The following is a 26,819-nucleotide window of genomic DNA, read 5'->3' on the forward strand; positions in this document are numbered from 1 at the left end:
CCGCTGCGGTCTCGACCACCCCCTACCGCGGTATGACTCCACCGTGGTCGAACAGCACGTCGGGCGCGTCCACCCGACGGTCGACGACGGTGGTCGGTGCCTCCAGGTGCACCGCGCCGGAGGGCAGGATGCCGGCGCCGCCGAACCGCTCCATCACCCGCCACTGGGCGACGACGTCCTCGCCGGCGTGCTCGGGCGGCAGGGCGTCCCAGAACCGGAAGCCGCCGACCTCCTCGAGTGCACGGCGGTCGTACAGGGCGCACGCGCCGACCCAGGCGACCCGGTAGGGCACCCACTCGCCGGGGTGCAGGTCGAGGTCGGCGGCGACGTGCGTCGGGTTCGCGGCGTTGTGGAGCGACCACCGGTCGAACCCCGGGGTCCCTCGGCGCACCACCTCGGGCACCACGGGGCCGTCCCACCGCTCGAACACGGCGGTCTCGTGCGGGCGACGGTCCTGCAGGTACGACAGCCCCTGCACGGCGCTGCCGACGAACCCGCAACCCAGGGTCCGCAGCGCGTCGAGCATCCGCGCGACCGAGCCCGGTTCGAGCCAGACGTCGTCGTCGAGGAACAGCACCGCGGCTGCCTCGGCGTGGTCGAGCAGGAACTGCCGGTGCTCGGCCAGGCCACGCCGTTCCGGGTGGGTGAGGAGCGTGACGGGCCGGCCCTGGGCCTCCAGGACGCGGAGCATCGCGGCGACCGCCGGCGCGCTGGCGGCGTCCCCGTCCGCGGACTGGTCGCTCAGCACGACGCACATGTCCACGTCGGTCTGGGCGGCGAGGCCGGCGAGCGTCGTGGCGAGCTCGGCCGGCCGGCCGACGGTCGGGATGAGCACGTCGACGTCGACCGTGCTCGTGTCCGCTGGATCGGGGGCCTTCGCCCAGGACCCGGACCAGCGGGCGGTCACGGTGCGGGGTCCGGTTCGGGCCGCGCGGCGGCTTCGCGGATCCGGCGCACCACGGCGCTGGTGGAGTGCTCGGGAACGTAGTCGACCATGACGACCTCGCCGCCGTAGCCGCGGACGACCTCGGTCTCGGACAGCATCTCGGGGGAGTAGTCGCCACCCTTGACGTAGACCTCGGGGCGCAGCCGTTCGATGAGCGGGATCGGGGTGTCCGTCGCGAACACCGTGACCAGGTCGACGCAGGCGAGTGCGGCGAGCACGCCGGCGCGGTCCTCGGCCGGGTTGATCGGCCGCTCCGGGCCCTTCAAGCGGCGCACCGAGTCGTCGTCGTTCAGCGCGACGACGAGCAGGTCGCCCAGGTCCCGGGCCTGCCGCAGGTAGGTGGTGTGGCCGCGGTGCACGACGTCGAAGCAACCGTTCGTGAAGACCACCCGACGCCCGGCCTGCCGTGCAGCCTCGACCGCGGTGGCGAGTTCGTCGTGGTCCACCACGGTCGCCGCCGGTGCGGTCACCGAGTCCAGCAGGGCGGCGGCGGTGCAGACCGATGTGCCGGCCTCGCGGACGACGACGTCGGCGGCGGCCTGCGCGACCGCCACGGCGTCGCGCAGGGGCGCCTGCACGGCGAGGGCGACCGTCGCGGCGGCGCAGAAGGTGTCTCCGGCGCCGGAGGCCTGCTGCTCCGAGGCGGGCGTCGCACGCGTGCGGAAGCCCTGGTCGGAGCCGGGCTCGAGCAGCACGGTACCGTCACGGTCGAGCGTCACCACGGCGGCGCGCGCACCGCTGCGGGCGAGCACGTCGGCGCGCGCGGCGACGACGGTGCCGACCCGGTCGGCACCGGTGCCGAGGTCCGTGCCGAGCAGCGCGGCCGTCTCGCCGGCGTTCGGTGTGACGAGATCCGGGTGCAGTGCGGCCCACCGTGTCAGGTCGTGCGCGTCCACCACGACGGCACCGGGGCGGTCGCGGTCGAGCATCGGCACGACGTCCTCGGCGCGGACGCCCAGACCGTAGTCGCAGACCACGGCGGCGTCGGCGCACCGGACGGCTCGGGCGACCGAGCGGGCGAGGCGTTCGCCGTGTTCGGCGGTCGGGGTCGCAGCCAGTTCGTCGACCCGGACCACGACGCGGTCACCGCCGACGACGCGCGACTTCGTCGTGGTGCGGGCGCCGGGGATCTCGACCAGGAACGACGTGTCGACGCCTGCTGCCTCGAGCCGCTGGCGCAGGACGTCGCCGGCCTCGTCGTCGCCGATGAGCCCGACCATGCGGACCCGGGCGCCGAGGGCGCGGGCGTTCACGGCGGTGTTCGCAGCACCACCGGGCACCGCGATGGTCTCGGTCACGCGGACGACGGGGGCCGGGGCCTCGCGGGAGACCCGCTCGGCCTCACCGACGGTCCAGCGGTCCAGGATGCAGTCGCCGATGACGACGACCAGGGGTTCGCGGTCGTCGACGGTGGCGACGAGGTCGCGCACCAGGCGGACGTCGGCGGTCATCGGGTGCCTCCCACGGTGTCGGCGCTGCCGGCGGTGGCGCCGGCAGCGGCTGCGGGGCCGGTGGCACCTGCGGCGGCGCCGGTGTCGGCGGTGGTGCTGCTGGTGGCTGCGGTGTTGCCGGCTGCTGCGGTGCTGCCGGCTGCTGCGGTCGCCGGCTCGACGGTGCGCCGCGGCGGGGCTGCCTCCAGGTGCACGACCGTCGTGGTCGTCATCTCGTCGAGCAGGTGCGGGCCGTACCCGAACCCGGCACCCGAGGCACCGCGGGGCTGGGCGCTGCCGCCCGGAGCACCACCGAACACCGCGTTCACCTTCACGGTGCCGACGGGCAGCTCGGCCGCGGCACGGAGCGCGTGCGCGGTGTCGTTCGTCAGGACGGTGGCGGCGAGCCCGTAGCGGTCGGTCGCGGCGAGCCGGAGCCCCTCCGCGAAGTCCGACACGATGCGCACCGGGGCGATCGGGCCGAAGGTCTCCTCGGTCAGCACGAGCATGTCGTCCGTGCAGCCGGTCAGGACGGTCGCCGGGTAGAACGAGCCGAGCCCGCCGGGCGTGACACCGCCCGTTCGTGCGGAGGCACCGCGGGCGATCGCGTCGTCCACGTGGGTCTGGACGAGCTCGCGCAGCCGGTCGTCCACGAGCGGCCCGAACTCGGTGGCGGGTGCTGCGGTGCGGCGCTCCGCCTCGGCGACGAGCGCTGCGACGAAGGGCTCGGCGACGTCCTGGTGCACGTACACCCGCTCGACGCTGGTGCAGATCTGGCCGGTGTTCGCGAAGGCGCCGAGGGCGACCTGTGCGGCGGCCCACTCCGGGTCGACGTCGGCGTCGACGATCACCGGGTCGTTGCCGCCGTTCTCACGGATGACGTGGGCGCGGGTGGTCGCGGCCACCTCGCTCAGGCGGTCACCGGTCGCGGTCGAGCCGACGTGCGCGTAGACGTCGATGCCCTGCTGCGCCAGGAGCAGCTCGCCGGTGGTCGCGTCGCCGTCGACCCCGATGAGCACGCCGTCCGGCAGGACCTCGGCGAACAGGGCGTTCAGGCGGGCGAAGGTCGCCGGGCACCGCTCGCTGCCCTTGTGCACGACGGTGTTGCCGGTCACGATCGCCGCACCGAGCATCCCGCACGCCACGGCGACCGGGTCGTTCCACGGCGTCAGCGCGAGCACCACGCCGCGCGGGTGCGGCACCGACCAGTCGGCAGCACCGAACTGCCCGCGCAGCGCTTCGCCGCGGTGCACCGGCCCGAGCTCGGCGTACTGCACGAGCGTCCCGATGCCGGCCTCGACCCCGCCGATCGCGTCGCCGGGCACCTTGCCGGTCTCGCGGGTGTTCAGGTCCGCCAGCTCCTGCGCGTGGGCACGGAGGTGCTCGGCCGCAGCGTGCAGCAGGGCGCCACGCTCGGCCGGTGCCGTCCGGGCCCACGCGCCGGCAGCGGCTCGGGCGCGAGCGACGGCGTTGCGGACGTCGTCCTCGGTCGAGCGGCGCACGGTGGACGCGATCGACCCGTTGACGGGGTCGGTCACCACGAGGTCGTAAGCGGCGGGGGGTGCGATCGTCATGGGGTCCTTCCGGAGCGGGCGGGGCCTCACACGGTGCTCGGGCTCCGCTGTGTGCGGTCACGGCATCGCGCTTCTCGTCCATCCGGGGTCGCTGCTGGACGTCCGACCGGGTCCGACCGGTAGACGTGGAGCCGTGCAACAGATCGGTGTGGGCGGAGAACGGTTCGACGGTGTCGGCGAGATCGCGGTGCTCCGCGGCGGGGGACTGGGCGACCTGATGTTCGCCCTGCCGGCGGTCGAGGCCCTCGCCGCCGCCTACCCCGGGGCCCGGATCACGCTGCTCGGGGCACCGTCGGCGCGCCCGGTGCTCGAGGGACGCACCGACGCGGTCCACGCCTTCGAGGAGCTCCCCGTCGTGCCCGGTGTCCGGGACTCGGGCCGCGGAGCGCCGACCGAGCAGGACTTCTTCGACCGGCTGCGCGGGCGCTTCGACCTCGCGGTGCAGCTGCACGGCGGCGGTCGGAACTCGAACCCGTTCCTGCTCCGGCTCGGTGCGCGTCACACCGTGGGCACCGCCACCGAGGACGCACGGGTGCTGGAGCGCTGGGTCCGCTACGTGTACTACCAGCACGAGGTCGTCCGGGCGCTCGAGGTGGCCTCGCTCGCGGGCGCCGAGCCGGTCACCCTCGACCCGCGACTGCACGTTTCCGGAGCCGCACGGGCCGACGTTCGGCAGCGCCTCGGCGTCGGGAGCGGGGCACGACTCGTCGCGATCCACCCCGGCGCCACCGACCCACGTCGCCGCTGGAGCCCCTCGCGCTTCGCCGAGGTCGCCCGTGCCCGGCTCGCCGCCGGGGACGACGTGGTGCTCATGGGTGACGACTCGGACGTGCCGGCGTCGTCCGCCATCGTCGCGTCGCTGCCGCTGGAGCTTCGGGAGCGCGTCCACGACCGCACCGGGTCACTGCCGCTGCGGGAACTCCCCGACGTCCTGGCCGCCGCCGACGTCATGGTCGGCGACGACTCCGGTCCGCGCCACCTCGCCGTGGCCGTCGGCACGCCGACCGTCGGGGTGTTCTGGTTCGGCAACGTCATCAACGCCGGACCCTTCGACCGCGGTCGGCACCGGGTGCACCTGTCCTTCGTGACGCGGTGCCCGGTGTGCGGCATCGACGTCACGCAGGTCGGCTGGACCGCCGAGCGGTGCGAGCACGACCCGTCCTACGTCGACCAGGTCGAGCCGGAGGCCGTCCTCGCCGACGTCGAGGACCTGCTCCGCACGACCTGACGAGCCTCGCACCGTGCGAGCTTCGGTCCCGTGCGCACGCCGTCGCCCCGTGCGCGGTTGCCCGCTGCGTGCGGCGCTGCAAGCGCGCACCCAGCCGTCAACGCTGCACCAGGCGACGCACCGCGCACCGTGCACGGAACGCGACCGGACGCCGGGCGGGAGGCCCGCTGCCAGCCCGCAACGCGCCTCCCGGCCGCACCGGCCGCACCGTGCGCACGCCGTCGCCCCGTGCGCGGTTGCCCGCTGCGTGCGGCGCTGCAAGCGCGCACCCAGCCGTCAACGCTGCACCAGGCGACGCACCGCGCACCGTGCACCGTGCACCGTGCACGAAACGCGGCCGGACGCCGGACGGGAGGCCCGCTGCCAGCCCGCAACGCGCCTCCCGGCCGCACCGTGCGCACCGTGCGCGCGCCGTCACCCCGTGCGCGGTTGCCCGCTGCGTGCGGCGCTGCAAGCGCGCACCCCGCCGTCAACGCTGCACCAGGCGACGCACCGCGCACGGTGCACGGAACGCGACCGGACGTCGGACGGGAGGCCGGCTGCCAGCCCGCAACGCGCCTCCCGGCCGCACCGTGCGCGCGCCGTCACCCCGTGCGCGGTTGCCCGCTGCGTGCGGCGCTGCAAGCGCGCACCCAGCCGTCAACGCTGCACCACGCGACGCACCGCGCACCGCGCACCGTGCACCGTGCACGGAACGCGACCGGACGCCGGACGGGAGGCCCGCTGCCAGCCCGCAACGCGCCTCCCGGCCGCACCGTGCGCACGCCGTCGCCCCGTGCGCGGTTCACCGCTGCGTGCGGCGCTGCAAGCGCGCACCCAGCCGTCAACGCTGCACCAGGTGACGCACCGTGCACCGTGCTCGGGACACGCGACCGCCGGCACCGCGCCTCCCGCCCGTCAGCGGCGAGCGGCTACGGCCAGCTCGGCTCCGTCGCCGGCATGATCGACAGCTCGCGGATCTCGCAGCCGGCCGGCTGCGACAGCGCGAAGACGATCGAGTTCGCGACGTACTCCGGCTCGATGAGCTGCGCGTCCGGACCGGGCTTGTACTGCTCGGTGCGGTCGGCGAAGAAGTTCGTGCGCATCCCGGCGGGGATGATGTTGGTGACGCCGATGCGACCGGCGGTCTCGGCGGCCAGCGCCTGCGAGAACCCGCGGACGCCGAACTTCGACGCCGAGTACGCGGTGCCGTCGCCGACGCCGCGCAGGGCGAGCGACGACGAGATGGTGACGACGCGGCCGTGCGTAACCTCGAGCGCGGGCAGGGCGGCGCGCACGGTCGAGGCGGTGCCGATCAGGTTGACGCCGACGATCTGCTCCCACTTGCCGGAGGAGATCGCGTCGATCGGGGCGGGGGTGTCGATGCCCGCGGCGGTGACGACGGCGTCGAGGCCACCGTGGCGCTCGGCGGCGTCACGGACCGCCTGCTCGACGGCGTCGGTGTCCGAGACGTCCACGGCGACGGCGTCGACGCCCTCGGGCACCGCGTCGATCCGCAGGTCGAGGACGATCGGGGTGCCGCCGGCCTCGGTGACGGCGGCCACGACGGCGGCGCCGAGTCCGGAGGCACCGCCGGTGACGAGGACGCGGCCGATGGGGGTGGTGGGGACGGGCATGGATGTCCTTTGCGTAGTGGAGCGGGAAGTGGTCGAGCAGGTGCGGGACGGCGAGCGGACGCTCAGCCGACGCGTTCGATCGCGGCGGCGAGTCGGGTGGTCGACCGGCCCGGGTGGAACGGCACGGTGACGACGCGGCCACCCCACTCGGCGAGGGTCGCCGTCTCGGGCAGTTCGCTCGCGGTGTAGTCGCCGCCCTTCGCCCAGACGTCCGGGCGGAAGCGGCGCAGTGCCTCGTCGGGGGTCGACTCGTCGAACACGACGACGGCGTCGACGCAGTCGAGCGCCAGGAGCAGCTCGACCCGGTCGTCCTGGGTCATGATCGGCCGGTCGGGGCCCTTCAGACCGCGGACCGACGAGTCCGAGTTGAGACACACGACCAGGCAGTCGCCGAGTGCACGGGCGGCCGACAGGGTGCGGGCGTGCCCGGCGTGCAGCAGGTCGAAGCAGCCTCCGGTCGCGACGACGGTGCCACCGCCACTCCGGACGTCGTGCACCAGGCGCATCGCGTCCCGGTCGGCCCCGGGCACGGCGAGCGGCGCGGGGCCGTCATCGGCGAAGAGCGCGGTGACGCCACCGGCTGCCAGGTACTCGGACGCGGCGACCACACCGGCGGAGACCGCGTCGGGGACGTCCGCCCCCGAGGCCAGTGCGACGGCGACGCCCGCGGCGAGCCGGTCGCCGGCTCCGCAGGGGTCCCCTGCACTGACGGACGGCGCCCGCACGAAGCGGCTGTCGCCCTGGGCGTCGGCGAGGAGCGCACCGCGGTCCCCCATCGTCACGGCGACGGCACCGGCCTGCCACTGTTCGACGAGCCGGGCGGCGGCGACGGTCGCGAAGGGCACACCGTGTCCCTCGACGTCGGTGAAGCGTCGCGCCTCGGCCGAGTTGGGGGTGGCGACGGTGGTGCCGGGGACGGGGGCTGCGCCCTTGGGGTGCGGGTCCCAGACCACCGGGAGGTGCTCGGCCGCACGGGTGAGCGCATCGCGGAGGGCCGGCGCGGCGGCGACCCCGCGGCCGTAGTCGGCGACGACGATCGCGTCGACACCGTCGAGCGCGGCGGTCATAGTCTCGGTGGCCCCGGGGACGGGCGGGGTCGCGCAGCCCTCGTCGATGCGCACGAGGGCATGGTCGACGACGCGCACGCGGGTCTTCACGGGGGTGGGGACACCCGACGGCCCGGCGACGATCGTGACGTCGGGCAGCAGGTCGCGGATCTCCTGGGCACGACCGTCGTCGCTCAGGACGGTGACCAGGGTGACGTCGTGGCCGTCGCGGGCGAGCATCGTCGCGACGAGTCCTGCGCCACCGGCGCGGCGGTCGTCGGTGGCGACGTCCACGACGGGCACGGGCGCGTCCGGGCTCAGCCGCTCGCTCGTGCCGGACACGTCGACGTCGAGCAGGGTGTCCCCGACAACGGCGATGCGGAACCGCGGGGCGGCGGCACGGCCAGCGGCACCGCCGGCACCCCGACCGCCGACGGCTGGAGCGGCCCCGCTCATCGACGACCCCCGCGACGCAGCGCCGGCTCCATCGCCTTGCACAGCGCGTGCACCAGGACGAGCTGCGCCTCCTGCACGTTGGCGGACGGCCCCTCGATGCAGATCGCGTCGTCGACCAGGTCGGCGAGCGGGTTCGGCCCGGATCCGGTCAGTGCGAGTGACCGCGCACCGACGGCCCGTGCGGCCTCGGCGGCGCGGAGCAGGTTCGGGCTCTTCCCGCTCGTCGACAGCAGGACGAGGACGTCACCGGCCCGGGCGTGCGCCGACACCTGGCGTGCGAAGACCTGGTCGTAGCCGTAGTCGTTCCCGATCGCCGTCACGGCCGAGGTCTCGGCGTGCAGCGAGATGGCCGAGTACGCGGGCCGGTCGCCCTCGAACCGGCCGGTGAGCTCGGACGTCAGGTGCTGGGCCTCGGCAGCCGAGCCGCCGTTGCCCGCGGCGAGCAACCGTCGACCGGCAACGAGCCGCCCGGCGATGTCGTCCGCCCAGGCGGCGATGTGGTCCTTGTGGTCGACGAGGGAGGCGATCACGGGGACCGACGCCGCGACGTGGTCGACGACGACGCGTGCGCTGTCGGTGACCGCGCGGTCCTCGACCCCGGTCTGCTGGTCGATGGTCATCGTGCGGTCCTCTCCGTCGGCTGCGCGGCACGGGTGACCCGGCCGGCGTGGGTGGTACGCGAGCGGGCGGCGGTGGGCACGGCGGTGCTGGCGGACGACGTCGCGCCGGCGAGCAGCCGCTCGTAGACGCGCTCGCTGTCGGCCGCGACCTTCTGCCACGTGTAGCGGGACTCGGCCCGCTGCCGTCCGGCGCGGCCGTACGCCTCACGGCGCTCGGGGTCGTCGAGCAGGGCACAGACGGCCTCGGCGACCGCGCGCTCGTCGCGCGGCGGCACGTGCAGACCGGTGGCGTCCTCGACGACGGTGTCGATGAGCCCACCGACGCTCGACGCGACCACGGGGCGGCCGCAGGCCATCGCCTCGAGCGGCACGATGCCGAACGGCTCGTACCAGGGGGCGCAGACGACGACGTCGGCGCTCCGGTAGACGGGCGGCATGTCCTGCTGCCCGAGCTGCCCGCGGAACGTGACGTGGTCGCGCACGCCGAGTGACCGGGCGAGCGCGTCGAGGCGCTGGTACTCGGGGTCGTCCACCAGGTCGGCACCGGCGACACCGGCCCCGCCGACGACGACCAGTTCGACGTCACGGCCCTGTTCGACCAGCGCTGCGAGTGCGGCGATCGTCGTCCCGACGCCCTTCCGCTGCACGAGTCGTGACGCGGTGAGCACCCGGAGCGGACGGTCGCGCTCCTCGACGGGGCCGTCCGGACGGAAGAGCGACACGTCGACCCCGCACGGCACGACGGAGATGCGGTGCAGCGGGACGCCGAGGGTCTTGAGTTCGAACGCCTCGTCCGAGCAGGTGGCGACGACCTGGTCGACGCTGCGCCCGACGGCGGGTTCGACCCATTCGCGCTCGGTCGGGCTGGTGTCCGCGGCGCCCTGGTGTCGGCGCTTCACGACGCCCAGGGCGTGGAAGGTCTGCACCACCGGGATCCGCACGCCGCCGGTCCGCGCCTGCACCTGGGTCACCGCGTCGAGCGCGGCGTGGCCCGACATCCAGAAGTGCGCGTGCACCACGTCGGGACGGTCGAGGAACCACTCGGCGGCGAGCACCGACGCGAACGTCCCCATGAACGGGAACAGCTCGTCCTTCGGGACGGCTCGGGCGGGCCCGGCGTCGACGTGCACGACGTCCACGCCGGGACGCAGGGGCACGCGGACCGGCTGCGACGCGTCGTCGCGCCGCGTGTAGACGGTCACGTGATGGCCGCGGTCGGCCAACGCAGCGGACAGTTCGGCGACGTGGACGTTCTGTCCACCGGCGTCGACCCCGCCGAGCACGGCGAGTGGACTCGCGTGCTCGGACACCATGGCGATCTTCATCCGAGGCTCCCTTCGAGCGCGGCTGCCGCCGCACGGTCCCGTCGCGCACCGCGCGCGACGGCGTCGTCGAGCAGGTCGTCCCAGTCGGCCAGGAACCGACCGAGCGCGTGCCGTGCGAGCACGGCCTCCCGCGCCACGAGCCCCCGTCGACGCGCTTCGTCCGGGTCCTCCAGCAGGAGCCTGGAGGCCCGCACCAGCTCCTCGACGTCGGTCGCGATCGCCCCGGCCTCACCAGGGACCGTGCGGGCTGCGTCCGTCGTCGCCAGCACCAGGACCGGCATGGCCATGTGCATCGACTCGATGAGCGACAGGCCGAGCGAGGTCCAGCGGTTCGGGTGCACGTAGGCCCGCCGTTCGGCCAGGGCCGCGTGCATGGGGTCGGCCTGGACGTCGCCCCGCGCGACCACACGGTCACCGAAGCCGAGCTCCGGCAGCCGTTCGGTGCCGATGCCCCAGACGTCGACCGGGGCGACCTCGGCGAAGCGGGGGAGCAGGTCGGTGCCGACGACACGGTTGCGCCGGACGGGTTCGTTGATGACGACGCCGAGCCGTTCGAGCGATCCGGTGTACAGCGGGCCGGGGTCGACGACGCCGTGCTCGACGACGGTGGTCCGGGTGGTGCCGCAGTCCCACATCAGGGCGTTCCAGTGCGTCACGTGCGCGATCGTCAGGTCGTCGCGGTCGCGCATCGGGTGCAGGCTGTCCGGCACGTCGACCCGGGGCGCGTTGTGCTCCACGAAGACGATCGGGACGTCGCGGCCACCGAGCAGGCGGCGGGCTTCCTCGAGCTCCTCGGTGCGCTGCAGGACGACCACGTCGACCTCTGCCTCGGCGACCTCGGCCGGGTCGATCTCGATCGCGGAGTCCGGCCAGGCGCGCCCGCCGCGGCCGAGTCCCCAGGCGTCGCGCGCCGGGGTGGTCGGGATGAGGTACTCGTGCTGGCCGCGGACGAAGGCGTCCATCCAGCCGCCGTGCACGTGCCACACGAGGATCCGCATGCGGGGCCTTCCGGTCGGGTCGAACAGGTCACTCCGGGCCGCTGCCGGAGCAGCAGCAGAAGGAGCAGGAGAAGCAGTGGCGCACGCTACGCAGCGCCTTCTGGGCCGCACCGCAGACTTCTCCGATCAGTCCGCGAAACGCGGTCGAGCAGCCGTTCGTGGGCCGCCAGGACGTCCTCGATGCGCACTCCGGACAGGCAGGGGTGGCCGGGGACGGGGCACTCCCGGGCACGGCTCAGTCGGCACGGTGCGGCCTGGTCGCCGAGCAGTTCGACGAGCGGTGCGTACGGCGCCCACTTGACGGCGGGGACGACGGGCGAGAACAGGCTGACGATGGGCGCCCCGACGGCGGCGGCGAGGTGTGCCGGGCCGGTGTTCCCGACCACGACGACCTCGGCTCCGGCCAGCACGGCGGCGAGTTCGGCCGGCGTGGTGCGTCCGCCGAGGTCGATGCCGGTGTCGCCCGCCACGGCTGCGGTGAGCGTGCGTTCGCCGGGGGAGCCGGTGACGACGACGGGGACGCCGCGCTCGGCGTAGGCGGCGACGAGCGCGCGGTGGTGCGACTCCGGCCACGACCGTGCCGGGACGCTGGCTCCGGGGTGGACGACCACGTAGCGGTCGAGGCCGGCCACGGGCGGGGGCAGGACGGCGTCGTGGCGCACCGCGAGCCTCCCGTCGTCGTCCGGCGGCAGCCGGAACCCGGCCGCCTGGGCGATCCGCAGCGCGCGCTCGGGTTCGGGGAGGTCCTCGGGCAGGTCCTCGCCGGGGCGCAGCCGCACGTCGAGCAGGGAACCGGGGTGGTCGACCGAGGCCCCGGAGACCCGGGGGACCCCGGCCAGGCGCAGGAGCAGCGCGAGGGGCAGCGGCGACTGGTGGAAGGACGTCAGGACGACTGCCTCGTCGGGCTGTTCCTCGGCGATCAACGCGCGGAACCCGGCGAGCAGGGTGTCGTCGATCGGGCGTGCGGTCTCGGTCACCCACGGCGCCGCCCACACCCGCACCCGGTCGATGCCGGGCAGCAGGTCGGCGGCCGGGGCACCCTGCGGTCCGCACAGCATCGTCACGTGCGCGGCCCCGGCGGCGACCGCGCGGACCGCGGGCCCGGCGACCAGGACGTCGCCGAACGAGTCGAGCCGGGCGACGAGGACGCGTCGAGCGGCGCTCACGCCCGGTCCGCCACGCTGCCGACGTGTTCGAGCACCAGGGTGACGGCCTCGTCCAGGTCGGCGGCGACGGTCTCGGCGGCGTCCACTTCCTGGCGGCGGGTGCGCGGGGTGGGCACGAGGATGCCCTGCGCACCGGCGTTCCGGGCGGCCTGCACGTCGGCACCGATGTCGCCGACGACGACGATCGACTCCGGCGGGATGCCGAGCCGGTCGGCGGCGTCGAGGACCATCCCCGGCCGGGGCTTCCGGCAGGCGCAGTCGTCGCCGGCGTCGTGCGGGCAGACGCACCAGACGTCGAACGGGCCGACGAGCTCGTCGACCCGGGCGTTGGTGGCGTCGACCTGCTCGCGGGTGGCCATGCCCTTGGCGATCACCGACTGGTTCGTGACGACCCCGAGCAGCATCCCGGCGGCACGTGCCCGTTCGACGGCGCGACGGGCGCCGGGGACGGGGACGACCAGGTGCGGGTCGGCGTTGTACGGGACGTCCACCACGAGGGTGTCGTCGCGGTCGAGGAGCAGGCCGCGGATGACGCGGTCCGGTGCGAGGGGCATGCCCCGTGACTACCGGTCGACGGCCGGGCACCGCCCCAGGAAGCGCCACGGAGCGCGGTCCCGGTAGCCCCGTCAGCGTGGCGGGTCTACCGTCGCGGCGGTGACCGCACTCGAACGACTGCCCGACTCCGACGGACGCCCGGAACTGCTCGTCCTCCGTGCCATCAAGCTCGGCGACCTGCTCGTCGCCGTCCCCGCACTGCACGCGCTCCGCCGGGCCTTCCCCGACCACCGCATCACCCTGGCCACCACGGCGTGGCTGGCGCCGGTCGTCGAACTCGTCCCGGCGGTGGACGTGCACCTGGCCCAGCACGGTCTCGACCACCCGATCGGGGTGCCGCACGGAGCCGTCGACGTCGCCGTCAACCTGCACGGCGCCGGCCCGGAGTCCTCGGACCTCGTCGCCGCGCTCGGCCCGCGCCGGGTGATCGGACACGCCGACCGCACCCACGACTACGAGGGCCCGGAGTGGCCCGACGGCGTGCACGAGCGCGACCGCTGGGCGGACCTGCTCACGTGGCACGGCATCCCCGCGGACGCGACCGAGGTGCACATCGACCGCCCCGCCGCGCCCCCGGTGGTCGCCGGCGCGGCCGTCGTGCACGTGGGGGCCTTCCACGGTGCGCGGCACTGGCCGACGGACCGCTTCGCCGACGTGGTGCGCGGGCTCCGGGCGCGCGGTGCCGACGTGGTCCTGACGGGAGGCTCGGACGACGTCGTGCGCGCCCGTGCCGTCGCCGACGCGGCCGGCCTGGCGCCGGAGGCGGTCCTGGCCGGCACGCTGGACCTGCAGGCGTTCGCCGCGGTGATCGCCGCGGCGCGGCTCGTCGTCACGGTCGACACCGGTGCTGCGCACCTGGCGACCGCGTACGGGGTGCCCTCGGTGGTGCTGTTCGGACCGGCACCGCCCGAGGCGTGGGGTCCGCCCGCGACCGGCCCGCACATCGTGCTCACCGACGCATCGGTGCGCCGCGGCGACGTCTTCGCCGAGGACCCGGACCCGGCCATCCTCGCCGTCACCGCGGACGACGTGCTCGGCGCAGTCGACCGGCTCCGGGTGACCGCTCAGGCGACCGAGCGGTAGCGTCGACCGAGAGCCACCCGGACCTGCCGGTTGCTCGGAGGGAGTCCTTCGTGTTCGAAGCCGCGAACATCCGTGACTGGATCGGTCTGCCCGTCGTCGACGAGGCCGACGACAAGGTCGGCACGCTCGAGAGCATCTACTACGACACCGCCACGTCCGAGCCGGCGTTCGGAGCACTCACGACCGGCATGGTCGGGTTCCACAAGCTCGTCTTCGTCCCGCTGTTCGGCGCGACCGTCGCCCCGAAGCACCTGCGCGTGACGTTCCCGAAGAAGCTCGTCAAGGACGCACCGTCGATCCCGACCGACGGGGAGCTCGACGCCGCCACCGAGCCGGTGCTGTTCCAGCACTACGGGCTGGAGTACCGCACCGGCAGCGGTGGCGAACGCCGACTCGGACGCCGCTGACACCGTCCCGCGCCACCGCCCGACCCGACCGACCGATCCGCCGCACCCGCCCGGAGGCCGCAACTGCTCCGCACCGCCCGTACGACGCTGCTCGCCGCCCTGGCAGCGGTGGCCGTCGTCGGGCTGGTGGTGGCGGGGGTCGCGGCTCCGGGCTCGGTGCAGCCCGCCTCGGCTGCCCCGATGTGGCCCGTCCCGCAGCCCTACCCGGTGCCGGACGACCCCGCCGAATCGCTCGCCGACCTGCCGCCCGGCAGCGAGTACGTCGCGCTCGGTGACTCGTACTCCGCCGGGTACGGGCTCGGCGATCGCACCCGGCTGCCCACGAGCGCGTGCGTGCAGTCGGCCCGCGACTACCCGCACCGGCTCGCGGCACGGTTCGGCCTCGACCTGACCGACGTCACGTGCGCCGGCGCCACGAGCGAGGACGTCACGACCGGGCACCAGTTCAACGGCGTCCCACCGCAGATCGAGTCACTGTCGTCGCGAACCCGGCTCGTGACCCTGACGATCGGCGGCAACGACGCGGACCTGTTCGGCACCGCCGCATCGTGCCTGGCGATCTCGGCCGACGGCCCGGTGTTCTCCGGACGTGACGCGCCGTCGTGTGAGAGCACGCTCGTGCAGGACGGTGAGGACCAACTCAGCGCCAAGATCCAGTCCCGGGTCGCGCTCGGGATCGCCGACACCCTGGCAGCAGTGAAACGGGCCGCACCGAACGCCGTCGTGGTGTTCCTCGGGTACCCGGCGATCTTCCCCGACACCGAGCACACCCCGGCGAAGGGCTGCTTCCGCTCGGCGCTCGACCTCGGCACGCTCGCCGGGTCCTTCCCGTCGGACACCTTCCCCTTCACCGACGACGACGTCGCGTACCTGCACGGCGTGCAGGAGGAGCTCGACACCGTTTCCGCTTCCGCCGCGGACGCCGCCGGAGTCCGGTTCGTCGACGTCCTCGACCGCACCGAGGCCCACTCGGCCTGCGCCCCGACGGACGAGCGGTACGTCGCGGGCGTCAGCCTGACCGGCTCGAGCGACCTGCGACGCATCGACCTGCAGGCCGGCGCCCTGCACCCGAACGGCCGCGGTGTCGCCTACCTCACCGACCAGATGGCCGACGCGATCCGGGAACTCGCCGGCTGACCCCTTCCGGCACCGCGCTGTCCGGGTGCGCGGCCGGCGGGACGACGCAGACCGGTGCAGCCGTCTCACGCACCACGTCGTGCAGCAGTGCGCCGGACAGCACCCGCACGTGCCCCCGTCCGAGCACCACGAGCGACGCCCGCCGGGTGCGCGATGCGATGGCGTGCCCCGGGTGTCCCTCGACGAGCAGCGGCCGGATCCGCACCGCCGGGAACCGCGCGGTCAGGTCCTCGGTGACCCGCTGCAGCAGTTCGGCGTTCCGGGCGCGCCACCGCTGGGGGTCCTCGGCGAAGTCGGTGAGCCCGGTCCTGGTCAGCACGGGCATCTCCCACGCCCGCAGCAGCGTCAGTCGGCGGTGCAGCCGGACGGCCTCGCCGACGGCGATCGAGACGGCGCGTTCGTCGATCGGTTCCTCGACCGCCAGCACCGCGTCGCCGTCGATCGGGTGCGGCCCCTCGGGGACGATCACCGTCGGCACGGCGGCCCGGACCGCCACGCGTGCCGGGTCGCCACCGGCGGTCGAACCCCGCCGGCTCCGGAACGTGCCGATGACCAGGAGGTCGCCCCCGTCCGACTCCTCGACCAGGGCGGTGGCGAACGGCCCCGCGTGCCGGTGCACCTCGACGGTGACCCCGGGCAGGGCGGCGCGGGCGGCCTCGGCCAGACGGTCGGCGACCGGTCGGGGTCCCTCGATCGCCGGGTCCGCACCGATGATCCGGATCCGCTCGATGCCGTTGCCCGCACGCGACACGATCCACCGCAGGGCCTCGTCGTGCGGCATCGCGGCGTCCGCGGCCAGCGTCACCGTCGTCCATCGTTCGTCCATCCCGATCGGCCTCCTCCATCGCAGGTCCTCCGGGGGCGTCACACGGCGCTCCGTGCGCCACACGGTACTCCCGGCGCGGGCCGGGGAACCGGCGGTGGGCCCGGCCACGTCGGGTGGTGCGCGGCGCGGCGGCGGTGACCCGGGCCTCCCGGCAGGTCCTTGCGTAGTCTCGGGCCGTGGTCGTGAGCGCCGGACTGTTGCTGCACCGGACCGGTCCGTCCGGGCCCGAGGTCTTCCTCGCCCACATGGGCGGGCCGTTCTGGCGGAACCGGCCGCGTGCCTGGTCGATCCCGAAGGGCCTGGTCGAGGCCGGTGAGCAGCCCGACGTGACCGCGTTGCGCGAGTTCGCCGAGGAGATCGGCGTGCCCGCACCGGTGGGCGCCGCAGACCTGACCGACCTGGGGGAGTTCCGGCAGGCATCCGGCAAGCGCGTGCGCGTCTTCGCGGCCGCGGCGTCGGGGTTCTCGGTCGACACCGTGCGGAGCAACACCGTGCGGCTCGAACTGCCGCGCGGGTCGGGGCGGTTCGTCGAGGTGCCCGAGGTGGATGACGCCCGATGGGTCGGTGTCGACCAGGCGCGGGAGCTCGTGGTGGCCGGGCAGGTGCCGGCGCTCGACGCCCTGGTGGCGCTGGGCTCTTGACGCACCGTTCGTGTTCGTCGAGGGGTCACGAACCGTCGTCCGGCGGGCCTCCAGCCGACACTTCTCGGCCACTCGACGATCGGCGCGCGGCATGTCGTGACCACTCGGCGGGACCTTCTTGCTTGTGTCGTGCCCCGGACACGAGCCGCGCCCGCTGGATAGTCTGAGGGGGTGTCGGGTTCTCCGGCGCCACAGCGGGGGAGCACACATGCGGCGCTGGCGCGCGGTCACGGCAGGGCTGACGGCCCTCGCACTCGGAGCAGGACTCGCGATCGGCGGCGCGACCAGTGCGTCGGCGGAGCCGGTCGGCAACTGGGGGACCTTCACCCTCAGCGGAGCGAGCCGGGCCTACACCGGCACGATGACGCTCGATGGGTTCCCGGAGACGACCTTCACGTCGGACTCCCGGCAGTCGACCGTCGTCAGCGGGGCATCGACCTGGCAGTCGGCGTCGACCCCGTCGGGCGCGGTCTACGGGACGAGCCGCGGCACGACCTACATGAACCAGCGGCCGAACGTCGACTCGCCCACGACCGGGGCATCGACGACCACCTACACGTTCGCCGAGCCGACGCCGGGTGCCCAGAGCTGGTCGTTCGTGCTCGGCGACGTCGACGCCGACCGGGCGACCATCTCGGCCACCGTCTCCGGGGGTGGCGCCGCGACCGCGGAGCAGCTCGGCTACGTGAGCTCCTACAACTCGTGCTCGGCCGCCGTCGCCGGAGGGCCGTCGTGCACCGCCGACCCCGACGACACGACCGGCCAGGACCGGCCCACCTGGGACCCGGCCACCCGGACCCTGAGGGGCAACACCGGCGCGGTCGACACCGCCGGTGCCACGGCCTGGTTCACGCCGACCGTGTCACTCACCAGCCTGACGATCACGTACCAGCAGCGCAGCGGGTTCCCCGTGTACCAGACCTGGTTCGCCAACCGCACCGCCGCGATCACCGGCACGGCGACCCTCGACGGTGCCCCCATCCCCGGGGCGATCGTCCGCGTCACCGCTCCGCGCGGCACCGTCTCCACGACGACCACCGACCCCGACGGCACCTACGCGTTCCCGCAGCTGCCGGTCATCGCGAACTACCGCGTCGAGATCACCCCGCCGGACGGCGCCGAGGGCCCGGACCAGCCGACCAGGGTCTCCCTCGCCCAGGCAGGCTCGCCGGGCGGCGTGGACCAGCGGGCCGACTTCGCGTTCACGTCGCTGGAGGACACCGTGTCGGTCATCGGCACCGTGGTCGACGAGGACGGCCGACCGGTCTCGAACCTCGAGGTCGTCATCACCGACCCGGACTCCGGGGACGTCCTCGTCGACACCACGACGAACAGCGACGGCGTCTACACCGGCTCGGACCTGCCGGCGGACACCGACCTCGACGTGTCCGTCGCCGACGAGCCGCCCGTGACCATCACGACCGGCGACGTCGACGCGGCACCGGCAGTCCCCGACGAGATCGATGTGCCGGCCGCCGTCGTCGCGACGGTAGCGGGTGTGGTCTCGCTCGACGGTGCATCCGTGCCCGCCGGCGCGGTGGTCGAGCTCGTCGACGGCACGGGCGCCGTGGTCGCATCGACGGAGACCGATGCCGACGGTCGCTACGTCTTCGCCACCGCGGCGGGCACGTACACCGTCCGGACCGAACGTCCCGAGCCGGGGGCGACCGGGGCGACCTCGAACACCGGTGTGACGGCCGTCGCCGGCGAGCGTGCTTCGTCCGACCTGCCGTTCGCCTCCGCAGCAACCGCAGCCGAGGTCACGACCGACCAACCCGGCACGGTCGTCGACACGAACGGCGAGCCCGTTCCGGACGTCGAGGTCGTCGCGGCTCCGACGGACACGCAGTCCGGCGATCCCGTGTCGGTCGTCACGGACGACGACGGTGCGTTCGACCTGACCGGCCTGGAGCCCACGACCGAGTACGTCGTCTCGGTCGACGTCGAGGGGGCCGAGGCGGCGACCGTCGTCACCCCGGAGTCCGGGGCCGCGACGCCGCTGGCGTTCGTGGTGCGGGCCGCGGTGGGTCCGGCTCCCGCTCCGTCGCCGTCACCGTCGCCGAGTGGCGCTCCTTCAGCGGCTCCGACCGGCCCCGCTGCAGGCTCGGGCTCGGGCTCCGCGCCGGTGTCGGGCCAGGGCGACGCGGGGGACGGTGGACCGTTGGCGTACACGGGGGCCGACCTCGGTCCGGGACTCATCGCCGCCGGGGTGCTGGTGCTGCTCGGTGCGGCGCTGCTGACCTACCGCGCGGTGCGCAACCGCCGCCGCACGGACCACCTGCAGGACTGACCGCGCGGCGGGCGCAGTGGCGGTGGCGGTGGCGGTGGCCGCACAACACGCCGCCGGCGTCCACCGAGTGGTCGCAAACCGTGGCCCGCCGACCCGCCAGCCGACACTTCTCGACCACTCGACGATCGGCGCGCGGCATGTCGTGACCACTCTGCCACCGACCACCCCGCCGACCCACCGGCCGGACGACCCGCCAGCGCTACCGGGTCCGCGTCCGCTGCCGCTGCACCGACCCGGTGACGACGCCGATCGACCCCGTCACCGTCTGGATCGCCCGCCCGACGACCGGCACCGACGTGGTGACGACCGCGAGCGACGACGTGATGGCCTCGATGGACGAGGTCGACAGGTGCTCCTGCGCGTGCGAGTGCACCGGGAACCCGCGGCGCGCCAGCACGACGACCCCGAGCGCCCCGACCAGGACCGCGGCGCCGGCGAACGGCAGGTACTGCAGCCCGACGATCCCGAGCGCCTGCCCGCCGAACGCCGCACCACCGGCGATGCCGATGTTCGACGCGCCGTTGACCAGTGCGCCGGCGATGTCGGGGGAGACGCCTCCGGCGCGGATCGCCGCGGCCATGAAGAGCGTGCCCGTGGTGCCGTTCGCGGCCATCCAGACGCCCGCGACGACCATCGTCCCGATCAGGGAGCCGTGCACGAACGGCATCGTCGCGAAGGCCACGGCCATCACGGCGACCGAGGCGATCAGGGTCTGCCGGGGCGCACGGTCCACGAACATGCCGGCGAGCCAGAGCCCGACGACACCGGTGCCACCGAGCACGAGCAGCGCCCCGCTCACCATGCCGGCATCGAGCCCGGCGTCGATCGCGTACGGCCCGATGTAGGTGTAGACGACGTAGTGCCCGGCGAAGAGCAGCATGTCGGCGATCACGACGGACAGCAGCCCGGTGCGTGCCCAGGCCTTCGGCGATCCGATGTGCGGCGACGAGGCGCCGCGGACGGCGGGCAGGAACAGCAGGGCGACGATCGCGAGTGCCGCTGCGGCGACCCCGACGGAGAACACGGCCTGGCGCCAGCCGATGTGCTGCGCGACCCAGGTCGCGAGGGGCACGCCGAGCACGAACCCGAGCGAGCTACCGGAGTACACGAACGCGATCGCGCGACCGGCCAGCCGCGGCGGCACGATCCGGGTGGCGTACGCCGAGGCGACCGAGAAGAACAGCGCGTGCGCGATGCCGCCGACGACGCGTCCGGCGCAGACCACGGCGAACGACGGTGCGAGCGCGACCATCAGGTTCGACACGGTGTAGCCGACGAGCGTGGCGACGAGCACGGTCTTGCGGGGCAGCTTCGCGGTGAACGCGGTGAGCGGCAGCGCGAGGAGCGCGACGGCCGCGGCGTACACGGTGATGACGATGCCCATGGTGGCCTCGGTCACGCCGAGGTCCGCGCTCATCGTGCCGAGCAGCCCGACGGGCATGAGCTCGGTGGTGATGGCGAAGAACGTGGCCAGTCCGAGGACGGCGATGCCGACGATCGACTGGCTGGTGACGGTGATCGGCCGCGTGTGGGTCGACACGGCCGAGGTGGTGGTGTTGGTGGACACGCTGCTGACCTCCTCCGAGGCACGGTGGAGCGCGCGACGGTGCCGATCGTTCTGACGGCGGTGACCTGGAGGGTCTGCGGGGCGCGCTCGCTGGCGGATGTGGATGATGTGGGTACGACTCCACGACGAGTGCGCTCATCCAGTGTTGCACGATGGAACGTCTCTCGCGAGGGCATCCAGCACATTTGTCGGAGCGCTCCAACGAAACACTCAGCTCCCGACCGCTCGCTCAGTACTCGTTCGTCACCCGACCCTGGACCCCGCCCCCGCGCAGCTCGATCGTCAGCGTGCCGCTCCTGGACTGCGCCGACATCGACACCGATCCGTGCAACGCCGCCTGCCGTGGGAAGCACGCCGTCGACGACTCGATGCGGTCCGCCGTCGCCACCAGGCAGATCGTCGACCGGTCGGTCCCGATGCCGGCCCAGACGTTCCATGGGGTCTCGGCGGTCCCGCCGTCGAGCGCCCGGTTCGTGAAGACCAGTCGCGTCGTGTGCAGGCTCACGGGCGCCGCGACCGGCCCCGGCAGCTGGTCGGCGTACGTCTGCGGCACGTCGAGCAGCTGCTCGAGCGTCACCGTCCCCGCCGTCGGCGTGACGCTCGGCGCGGCCGCGACGTCGGGCTGCGCGGTCCCGACGAGCGTCCCGGCCGCGAACGCCACGCCCACCGCCGCCGCCGCGCCGCCCGCGATCCAGGCGCGTGGTCGCTCCGTCCACAGCCACCGACGCCACCGGGTGCGAGCGGTCGGCACGGCCTGGAGGCCCGGCTCGACTCCGCCGTCGCCCCGCGCCTCGTCGACGTGGTCGCCCCCACCGCCGTCGGTCGGCTCCGACACGTCGGCTGCAGCGGGCACTGCCGCCGCGCCGGCGGGCGCGGGCACGGCCGCCGCGCCGGCGGGCGCGGGCACGGCCGCCGGCACTGGCCCGGCCACGGGCCCTGGACCCGACCTCGCTGCGGACGGGGCCGACGTGCGGGCCGGTCCCGGGCCTCCCGGCAGTGGATCCCGTGCCGTCGCGACCGGGCGCCTGCGCGGTCGCTGTCCGCGCTCCAGGTCCTGCAGCGCGATCCGGGCGCGCGCCGCCTCCGCCGGGCTCGACCCTGCTCCCCAGGCGACGGCTTCGAGCCGTGCCCGTTCCGCTGCCACGTCGTCGTGGGCCATGCGCACTCCCGCTCTGCCGGTCGCGTGGACAGGTCCATCGTGGCACCGGCCGGCCGTGCGCGCGCACCCAGAACGAGGGAGTAGGCGTGGTGCATGAGCACCGACCCCACGCCGCAGCACGACGCCGACGCCGAGACCCTCGAGCCGCTGAGCCACGACACCCAGTCCGGCGAGGCCGACTACATCGCGACCAGCCCCGGCGGGACCGGCACGGAACGCCACGTGCCGACCGCCGACGAGGAACAGGGTCGCGGCACCGAGTACGACCCGGTCGACCAGGGTCCGCAGCAGGAGGGCCAGGGCGGCTAGCGGACCACCCGGCGCAGCACGGCGCGTTCCCCGTACGTCCAGGCCGCACTCGTCACGACGTAGAGCGCGGCGGCGAGCGGTGCGATCGCCGCGAACACGACCGTGACGAACGGCACGTACCGGCCGACGGCGACCGTCGCGGCGGCCCCGGGCGTGCCGGGCTCCGGCGCCGCCACCGGGTTCCAGTGCAGGTTCGACCGGCGGCTCAGCTCGACGACGACCGCGAGCACCGCCAACAACACCAGCAAAACCCAGGCGTGCACCCACAGCGGCGACGTGAGCGTGACGATCAGGGAGTGCCCGAGCGGGACCCCGACGAACGTGGCGTCCAGCAGGGTGTTCGCGGTGCCGCCGATCGATGCATGCGTGAACAAGGCGTAGACGAGCGACACCACGGGTGCCTGCGCGAGGACGGGCAGGCAGCCGGCCAGCGGCGAGACCTTCTCGTCCGTGTAGAGCTGCTGCATCGCGCGCTGCAGGCGCTGGGTGTCGCGGCCGTACCGCTCCCGGAGCGCCGCGAGCTGGGGTGCGAGACGCCGGCGGTCCCGTTCGGCCCGCACCTGCAGCACGGACAGCGGCACGAGCACCAGGCGGACGGCCAGGGTGAGGAGCACGACGGCGATCGCCGCGGCGAACGAGCCGGCGACGGGGGACAGCGCCGCGGTGAGCGCGGCGACGAGGTCCGCGCCGCCGTGCAGCAGCGGGCCGACGAGGGGCAGGGTGGACAGGTCCATGACGGTTCCGATCGGTGGTGGGTCAGCGGGGTGCGCGTGCGGCCCGGCCACCGGTCGGTGGTCAGGCCGGGGTCGCGACCCCCGGTGCCCGCGAGCGGACGTGTCCGTCGGCGTCGGGGTGGCTCCACCCGATGCGGGTGACCAGGTCGGGCACGGCGGTCCGATCGGACATCGACGTCGATCCGACGCCGATGACGGCCGCCAGCACCGCGACGAGCAGGCGCGCGACCACCACGGTCACGGCGACCGCGGTCAGTCCGAGCGCCGCCACCGCCAGCAGGGGCAGGACCCCCGCGGCGGGGTCACCGAGCACCAGCGCGGCGGTGGCGCGGAGCACGAGCAGGACGGCGGTCATGGTCCGTTCAGCGTAACGCCCGCGTGCCGTCGAGGACCGGAAGGTGCGGCGGGGGAGGATCACGGCATGACCGCAGGTTCGCCGAGCACCCCAGCGACCGTCGCGCTCGAGGCGGCCGGGGTCCCGTACACGCCGCACGTGTACGAGCACCACGAGAGCGCCACCAACTTCGGCGAAGAGGCGGCCGCCGCCCTCGGCCTCCGCGAGGAGCAGGTCTTCAAGACCCTGGTCGTCTCGGTCGACGGCGCACTGGCGGTGGCGATCGTGCCGGTGGCGAACCGGCTCGACCTCAAGGCCATCGCCGCGGCGGTCGGGGGCAAGAAGGCGACGTTGGCCGATCCCGCCCTCGCCGAGAAGCGCACGGGCTACGTGGTCGGCGGCATCAGTCCGGTCGGCCAGAAGACCCGGCTCCGCACCGTGCTCGACGAGTCAGCACTGTCGTACGCGAGCATCTTCGTGTCCGGCGGACGTCGCGGCTTCGACGTCGAGGTGGCGCCGACGGACCTCGCGCGGATCACCGAGGCGGTCTCCGCACCCATCGCGCGGACCTGAGTCGAGTCGCCGCAAGTTCATTCCGGAACCGGGAATGAGCCGGGCCCTCCTGCGTTGCATTGAGTCGAAGGCACTCAAGTTCCCAGGAGGTCCCTTTGCCAGAGACGTTCGGCCCGACCGGCGGCAACGACTCGTTCGACGAGTTCCTCGCCCGCCTGCTTGCGGCACAACGCACCGGTGACCAGCAGCGCGTCCGCGCGTTCGGTCGACCGGTCGACATCACCCGGCTGCTCAGCCGCCGGACCCACGAGCTGCTCCAGCACACCGCCGAGTTCGCGCTCGCGCAGGGGCAGCGCGAGATCGACGCACTGCACATCCTGCACGTGCTCGTCCGCACCGAACCGTTCGACGCCGTCGTGCGTTCTGCCGGGGTCGACCCCCAGCGCCTCGCCGACGAGATCGAGCAGCGCCTGCCGATGGCGCACGAACCGCTCGCCGAGCAGCCCGGCCGCCCGGCACTGACCGGCACCGCCCAGCGCATCCTCGTCGAGGCGACGCAGGCCGCGCGGGGCTTCGGCAGCACCTACACCGACCCCGAGCACGTCTTCTTCGCGCTCGTGACGGACCAGGAAACCGTGACCGGCCAGCTGCTCGCCAGCGCCGGGATCACCCCGCAGGTCATGCAGGACTACGCCCAGCAGGCCGCGGCAGCAGCACGAGCGGGGCGCTCCATGCCAGGAACCGCTGCGACGACCGGAACGGCCGAGTCCGGTTCCGACAGCGACACCCCGACGCTCGACCAATTCGGCACCGACCTGACCGAGCGCGCCCGTGACGGGCACGTCGACCCGGTGATCGGCCGCGCCGACGAGATCGAGCAGACCGTCGAGATCCTGCTCCGCCGCACCAAGAACAACCCGGTGCTGATCGGTGCGCCCGGCGTCGGCAAGACCGCGATCGTCGAGGGCCTCGCCCAGCGCATCGTCGACGGCGACGTCCCCGCCCTGCTGCAGGGCAAGCGGGTCGTCGCGCTCGACCTGCCCGGCATGCTCTCCGGCACCCGGTACCGCGGCGACTTCGAGGAGCGCCTCACCACGGCGATGGACGAGATCGCGGCGCACGCCGACGAGCTCATCGTCTTCGTCGACGAACTCCACACCGTCGTCGGCGCCGGTGGCGGCGGCGAGGGCGGCTCGATGGACGCCGGCAACATCCTCAAGCCCCGGCTCGCCCGCGGCGACCTGCACCTGGTCGGCGCGACGACGCTCGACGAGTACCGCCGGATCGAGAAGGACGCCGCGCTCGAGCGCCGGTTCCAGCCCGTCACGGTGGGGGAGCCGAACGTCGAGGACGCCGTCGCGATCCTGACCGGCCTCGCCCCGCGCTACGAGGAGCACCACGGCGTCGCCTACACGCCCGAGGCACTCCGCGCCGCGGTCGAGCTCTCGCACCGCTACGTGACCGACCGGCACCTGCCGGACAAGGCCATCGACCTCGTCGACCAGGCCGGTGCACGCCGCCGCCTCGCCCTGTCGGGCGACGTCGACGTCGAGGCACTGCGGGCCCAGGTCGCCGACCTGACCGCCCGCAAGGACAGCGCGGTCGCCGAGGAGCACTACGAGGAAGCGTCCGACCTGCGTGACGAGATCGTCGGACTGGAGGCCCGGATCACCGCCGCCTCGTCGGCGGACGCCAGCCAGACCTCCCGTCCGGAATCCGCGGACACGTCGATCGCGGAAGCCGACATCGCCGCCGTGGTGTCCCGTGCCACCGGGATCCCGGTGACCCGACTCGGCTCGGCCGACAAGACGCGGCTCGCCGCGCTCGAGTCCGAGCTGCACGACCGCGTCGTCGGCCAGGACGACGCCGTGCGGGCGATCGCCAAGGCGGTTCGGCGCAGCCGGACCGGCATGGGCGACCCGCGTCGTCCGGTGGGCAGCTTCCTGTTCCTCGGACCGACCGGCGTCGGCAAGACCGAACTCGCGAAGGCCCTGGCGTCGTCGCTGTTCGGTGACGAGTCCGCCATGCTCCGCTTCGACATGAGCGAGTTCGGCGAACGCCACACCGTGTCGCGCCTGGTCGGTGCCCCTCCCGGGTACGTCGGCCACGACGAGGCCGGCCAGCTCACCGAGCGTGTCCGTCGCAACCCGTACTCGGTGATCCTGCTCGACGAGGTCGAGAAGGCCCACCCGGACGTCTTCAACCTGCTGCTGCAGGTGCTCGACGACGGCCGGCTCACCGACGGTCAGGGGCGGACGGTCGACTTCCGGAACACCGTCGTCATCATGACGTCGAACATCGGCTCGGAGTTCCTGGCCTCCCGCTCGGGAGCGCTCGGGTTCTCCCCGGTCGGTGCCACGGACGGCTTCGCCGAGGACGACCTGCGGGCCCGCGTCATGGGCAAGCTGCGCGAGGCGATGCGGCCCGAGTTCATCAACCGCATCGACGAGATCGTGCTGTTCCGCAAGCTCGACCGGTCCCAGATCGCGTCGATCGTGTCCCTGCTGCTGCAGGACACGGCGCTCCGGCTGGTCGCACAGGACATGTTCCTGTCGGTGTCCGACGCCGCGGTCGCCTGGCTCGCCGAGCACGGGTACGAGCCGGAGTACGGCGCCCGTCCGCTCCGTCGGCTCATCCAGCGCGAGGTCGACGACCGCATCGCGACACTCGTGGTCGAGGGCGGGGTGACCGCGGGTGACACCGTGCGGATCGACGTCGAGGGTGACTCCCTGACGGCGAGCGTCGCGGAGCACGCCGCGGTCTAGTCCGCTCGCACGCACCGGAGGCCCGGTATCGATTCGGTACCGGGCCTCCGGCGTGCACCGTGCGTGTTCCGTACGTGCTCCGTCACCCGGTGCG

The 26,819-nt window shown here is 74.1% G+C and carries 24 protein-coding genes; 9 read left to right on the top strand and 15 right to left on the bottom strand.

What is annotated here, in order from left to right; translation table 11 throughout:
- Positions 1–22: 22 nt before the first annotated feature.
- From MXD64_RS09005 to MXD64_RS09015, 3 genes are read right to left on the bottom strand one after another with little or no spacing between them, the layout of a single operon-like run.
- Positions 23–907, bottom strand: a complete 885-nt coding sequence (locus tag MXD64_RS09005) for a glycosyltransferase family 2 protein (protein ID WP_259495767.1) — start codon at positions 905–907, stop codon at positions 23–25.
- Positions 904–2,397, bottom strand: a complete 1,494-nt coding sequence (rfaE2, locus tag MXD64_RS09010; protein WP_017887387.1) for a D-glycero-beta-D-manno-heptose 1-phosphate adenylyltransferase — start codon at positions 2,395–2,397, stop codon at positions 904–906. The genes MXD64_RS09005 and rfaE2 overlap by 4 nt, the downstream gene beginning before the upstream one ends.
- Positions 2,394–3,950, bottom strand: coding sequence for an aldehyde dehydrogenase family protein (locus MXD64_RS09015; RefSeq protein ID WP_259495765.1), 1,557 nt, complete (start codon positions 3,948–3,950; stop codon positions 2,394–2,396). Before MXD64_RS09015 ends, rfaE2 begins: the two co-directional genes overlap by 4 nt.
- A 133-nt stretch (positions 3,951–4,083) precedes the next feature.
- On the opposite strand from MXD64_RS09015, the gene MXD64_RS09020 reads away from it, so the two are divergent.
- Positions 4,084–5,178 (top strand): glycosyltransferase family 9 protein, encoded by a 1,095-nt coding sequence (locus MXD64_RS09020; RefSeq protein WP_194590912.1) that lies wholly within the window; start codon positions 4,084–4,086, stop codon positions 5,176–5,178.
- 911 nt (positions 5,179–6,089) lie between these two features.
- Here the strand turns inward: MXD64_RS09020 and MXD64_RS09025 are convergent.
- The 7 genes from MXD64_RS09025 to MXD64_RS09055 all read right to left on the bottom strand — a co-directional run bounded on the left by MXD64_RS09025 (position 6,090) and on the right by MXD64_RS09055 (position 12,959).
- Positions 6,090–6,794 carry an SDR family oxidoreductase gene (locus tag MXD64_RS09025; protein ID WP_263136327.1) on the bottom strand — a complete coding sequence of 235 codons (705 nt, stop codon included), beginning with the start codon at positions 6,792–6,794 and terminating at the stop codon, positions 6,090–6,092.
- Between the two features lie 62 nt (positions 6,795–6,856).
- A complete protein-coding gene (locus MXD64_RS09030; RefSeq protein ID WP_263136328.1) occupies positions 6,857–8,296 on the bottom strand; it encodes a PfkB family carbohydrate kinase in 1,440 nt (479 codons plus the stop codon).
- Entirely contained in the window at positions 8,293–8,916 is a 624-nt protein-coding gene (locus tag MXD64_RS09035; RefSeq protein ID WP_017887382.1) for a D-sedoheptulose-7-phosphate isomerase, read from the bottom strand. The genes MXD64_RS09030 and MXD64_RS09035 overlap by 4 nt, the downstream gene beginning before the upstream one ends.
- Positions 8,913–10,241 carry a glycosyltransferase gene (locus MXD64_RS09040; RefSeq protein WP_017887381.1) on the bottom strand — a complete coding sequence of 443 codons (1,329 nt, stop codon included), beginning with the start codon at positions 10,239–10,241 and terminating at the stop codon, positions 8,913–8,915. The genes MXD64_RS09035 and MXD64_RS09040 overlap by 4 nt, the downstream gene beginning before the upstream one ends.
- On the bottom strand, positions 10,238–11,239 hold the full coding sequence (locus MXD64_RS09045) for a glycosyltransferase (protein WP_071250741.1): 1,002 nt from the start codon (positions 11,237–11,239) through the stop codon (positions 10,238–10,240). Before MXD64_RS09045 ends, MXD64_RS09040 begins: the two co-directional genes overlap by 4 nt.
- A gap of 86 nt (positions 11,240–11,325) precedes the next feature.
- Positions 11,326–12,405, bottom strand: a complete 1,080-nt coding sequence (locus MXD64_RS09050) for a glycosyltransferase family 9 protein (RefSeq protein WP_259575288.1) — start codon at positions 12,403–12,405, stop codon at positions 11,326–11,328.
- A complete protein-coding gene (locus MXD64_RS09055) occupies positions 12,402–12,959 on the bottom strand; it encodes a D-glycero-alpha-D-manno-heptose-1,7-bisphosphate 7-phosphatase (RefSeq protein WP_017887379.1) in 558 nt (185 codons plus the stop codon). The genes MXD64_RS09050 and MXD64_RS09055 overlap by 4 nt, the downstream gene beginning before the upstream one ends.
- Positions 12,960–13,059: 100 nt before the next feature.
- On the opposite strand from MXD64_RS09055, the gene MXD64_RS09060 reads away from it, so the two are divergent.
- From MXD64_RS09060 to MXD64_RS09070, 3 genes are all read left to right on the top strand, one after another.
- Positions 13,060–14,043 (top strand): glycosyltransferase family 9 protein, encoded by a 984-nt coding sequence (locus MXD64_RS09060; protein WP_259495755.1) that lies wholly within the window; start codon positions 13,060–13,062, stop codon positions 14,041–14,043.
- 50 nt (positions 14,044–14,093) lie between these two features.
- Positions 14,094–14,450 (top strand): PRC-barrel domain-containing protein, encoded by a 357-nt coding sequence (locus MXD64_RS09065; RefSeq protein ID WP_042537177.1) that lies wholly within the window; start codon positions 14,094–14,096, stop codon positions 14,448–14,450.
- 108 nt (positions 14,451–14,558) lie between these two features.
- On the top strand, positions 14,559–15,587 hold the full coding sequence (locus MXD64_RS09070) for an SGNH/GDSL hydrolase family protein (RefSeq protein ID WP_262117563.1): 1,029 nt from the start codon (positions 14,559–14,561) through the stop codon (positions 15,585–15,587).
- On the opposite strand, the gene MXD64_RS09075 is transcribed toward MXD64_RS09070, so the two are convergent.
- Positions 15,544–16,413 (bottom strand): universal stress protein, encoded by an 870-nt coding sequence (locus MXD64_RS09075; protein WP_263136329.1) that lies wholly within the window; start codon positions 16,411–16,413, stop codon positions 15,544–15,546. The genes MXD64_RS09070 and MXD64_RS09075 overlap by 44 nt on opposite strands.
- A 176-nt stretch (positions 16,414–16,589) precedes the next feature.
- Here MXD64_RS09075 and MXD64_RS09080 point away from each other — a divergent pair, with 176 nt between their 5' ends.
- Positions 16,590–17,054, top strand: coding sequence for an NUDIX domain-containing protein (locus MXD64_RS09080; RefSeq protein ID WP_263136330.1), 465 nt, complete (start codon positions 16,590–16,592; stop codon positions 17,052–17,054).
- A gap of 208 nt (positions 17,055–17,262) precedes the next feature.
- Positions 17,263–19,344 carry a carboxypeptidase regulatory-like domain-containing protein gene (locus tag MXD64_RS09085; RefSeq protein ID WP_263136331.1) on the top strand — a complete coding sequence of 694 codons (2,082 nt, stop codon included), beginning with the start codon at positions 17,263–17,265 and terminating at the stop codon, positions 19,342–19,344.
- Positions 19,345–19,543: 199 nt separating this feature from the next.
- On the opposite strand, the gene MXD64_RS09090 is transcribed toward MXD64_RS09085, so the two are convergent.
- A complete protein-coding gene (locus MXD64_RS09090) occupies positions 19,544–20,911 on the bottom strand; it encodes an MFS transporter (protein ID WP_263136332.1) in 1,368 nt (455 codons plus the stop codon).
- Between the two features lie 229 nt (positions 20,912–21,140).
- Positions 21,141–21,842 carry a hypothetical protein gene (locus MXD64_RS09095; protein ID WP_262159805.1) on the bottom strand — a complete coding sequence of 234 codons (702 nt, stop codon included), beginning with the start codon at positions 21,840–21,842 and terminating at the stop codon, positions 21,141–21,143.
- 321 nt (positions 21,843–22,163) lie between these two features.
- Here MXD64_RS09095 and MXD64_RS09100 point away from each other — a divergent pair, with 321 nt between their 5' ends.
- Positions 22,164–22,379, top strand: a complete 216-nt coding sequence (locus MXD64_RS09100; protein WP_071250731.1) for a hypothetical protein — start codon at positions 22,164–22,166, stop codon at positions 22,377–22,379.
- Here the strand turns inward: MXD64_RS09100 and MXD64_RS09105 are convergent.
- Both MXD64_RS09105 and MXD64_RS09110 read right to left on the bottom strand, forming a co-directional pair.
- Complete coding sequence (locus MXD64_RS09105) at positions 22,376–23,113, bottom strand: YidC/Oxa1 family membrane protein insertase (RefSeq protein ID WP_263136333.1); 738 nt, start codon at positions 23,111–23,113, stop codon at positions 22,376–22,378. The genes MXD64_RS09100 and MXD64_RS09105 overlap by 4 nt on opposite strands.
- A 61-nt stretch (positions 23,114–23,174) precedes the next feature.
- Positions 23,175–23,468 (bottom strand): hypothetical protein, encoded by a 294-nt coding sequence (locus MXD64_RS09110; RefSeq protein WP_017887369.1) that lies wholly within the window; start codon positions 23,466–23,468, stop codon positions 23,175–23,177.
- A 66-nt stretch (positions 23,469–23,534) separates the two neighbouring features.
- Here MXD64_RS09110 and ybaK point away from each other — a divergent pair, with 66 nt between their 5' ends.
- Both ybaK and MXD64_RS09120 read left to right on the top strand, forming a co-directional pair.
- Positions 23,535–24,020: a Cys-tRNA(Pro) deacylase gene (gene ybaK, locus MXD64_RS09115; RefSeq protein ID WP_042537191.1), complete on the top strand. Its 486-nt coding sequence runs from the start codon at positions 23,535–23,537 to the stop codon at positions 24,018–24,020.
- Positions 24,021–24,115: 95 nt separating this feature from the next.
- Complete coding sequence (locus MXD64_RS09120; protein WP_263136334.1) at positions 24,116–26,725, top strand: ATP-dependent Clp protease ATP-binding subunit; 2,610 nt, start codon at positions 24,116–24,118, stop codon at positions 26,723–26,725.
- Positions 26,726–26,819: the final 94 nt, after the last annotated feature.

Origin of the sequence: Curtobacterium sp. Arg-1 (genome assembly GCF_025643395.1) — a bacterium.
In the GTDB taxonomy this organism is placed as follows: Bacteria; Actinomycetota; Actinomycetes; order Actinomycetales; family Microbacteriaceae; genus Curtobacterium; species Curtobacterium poinsettiae.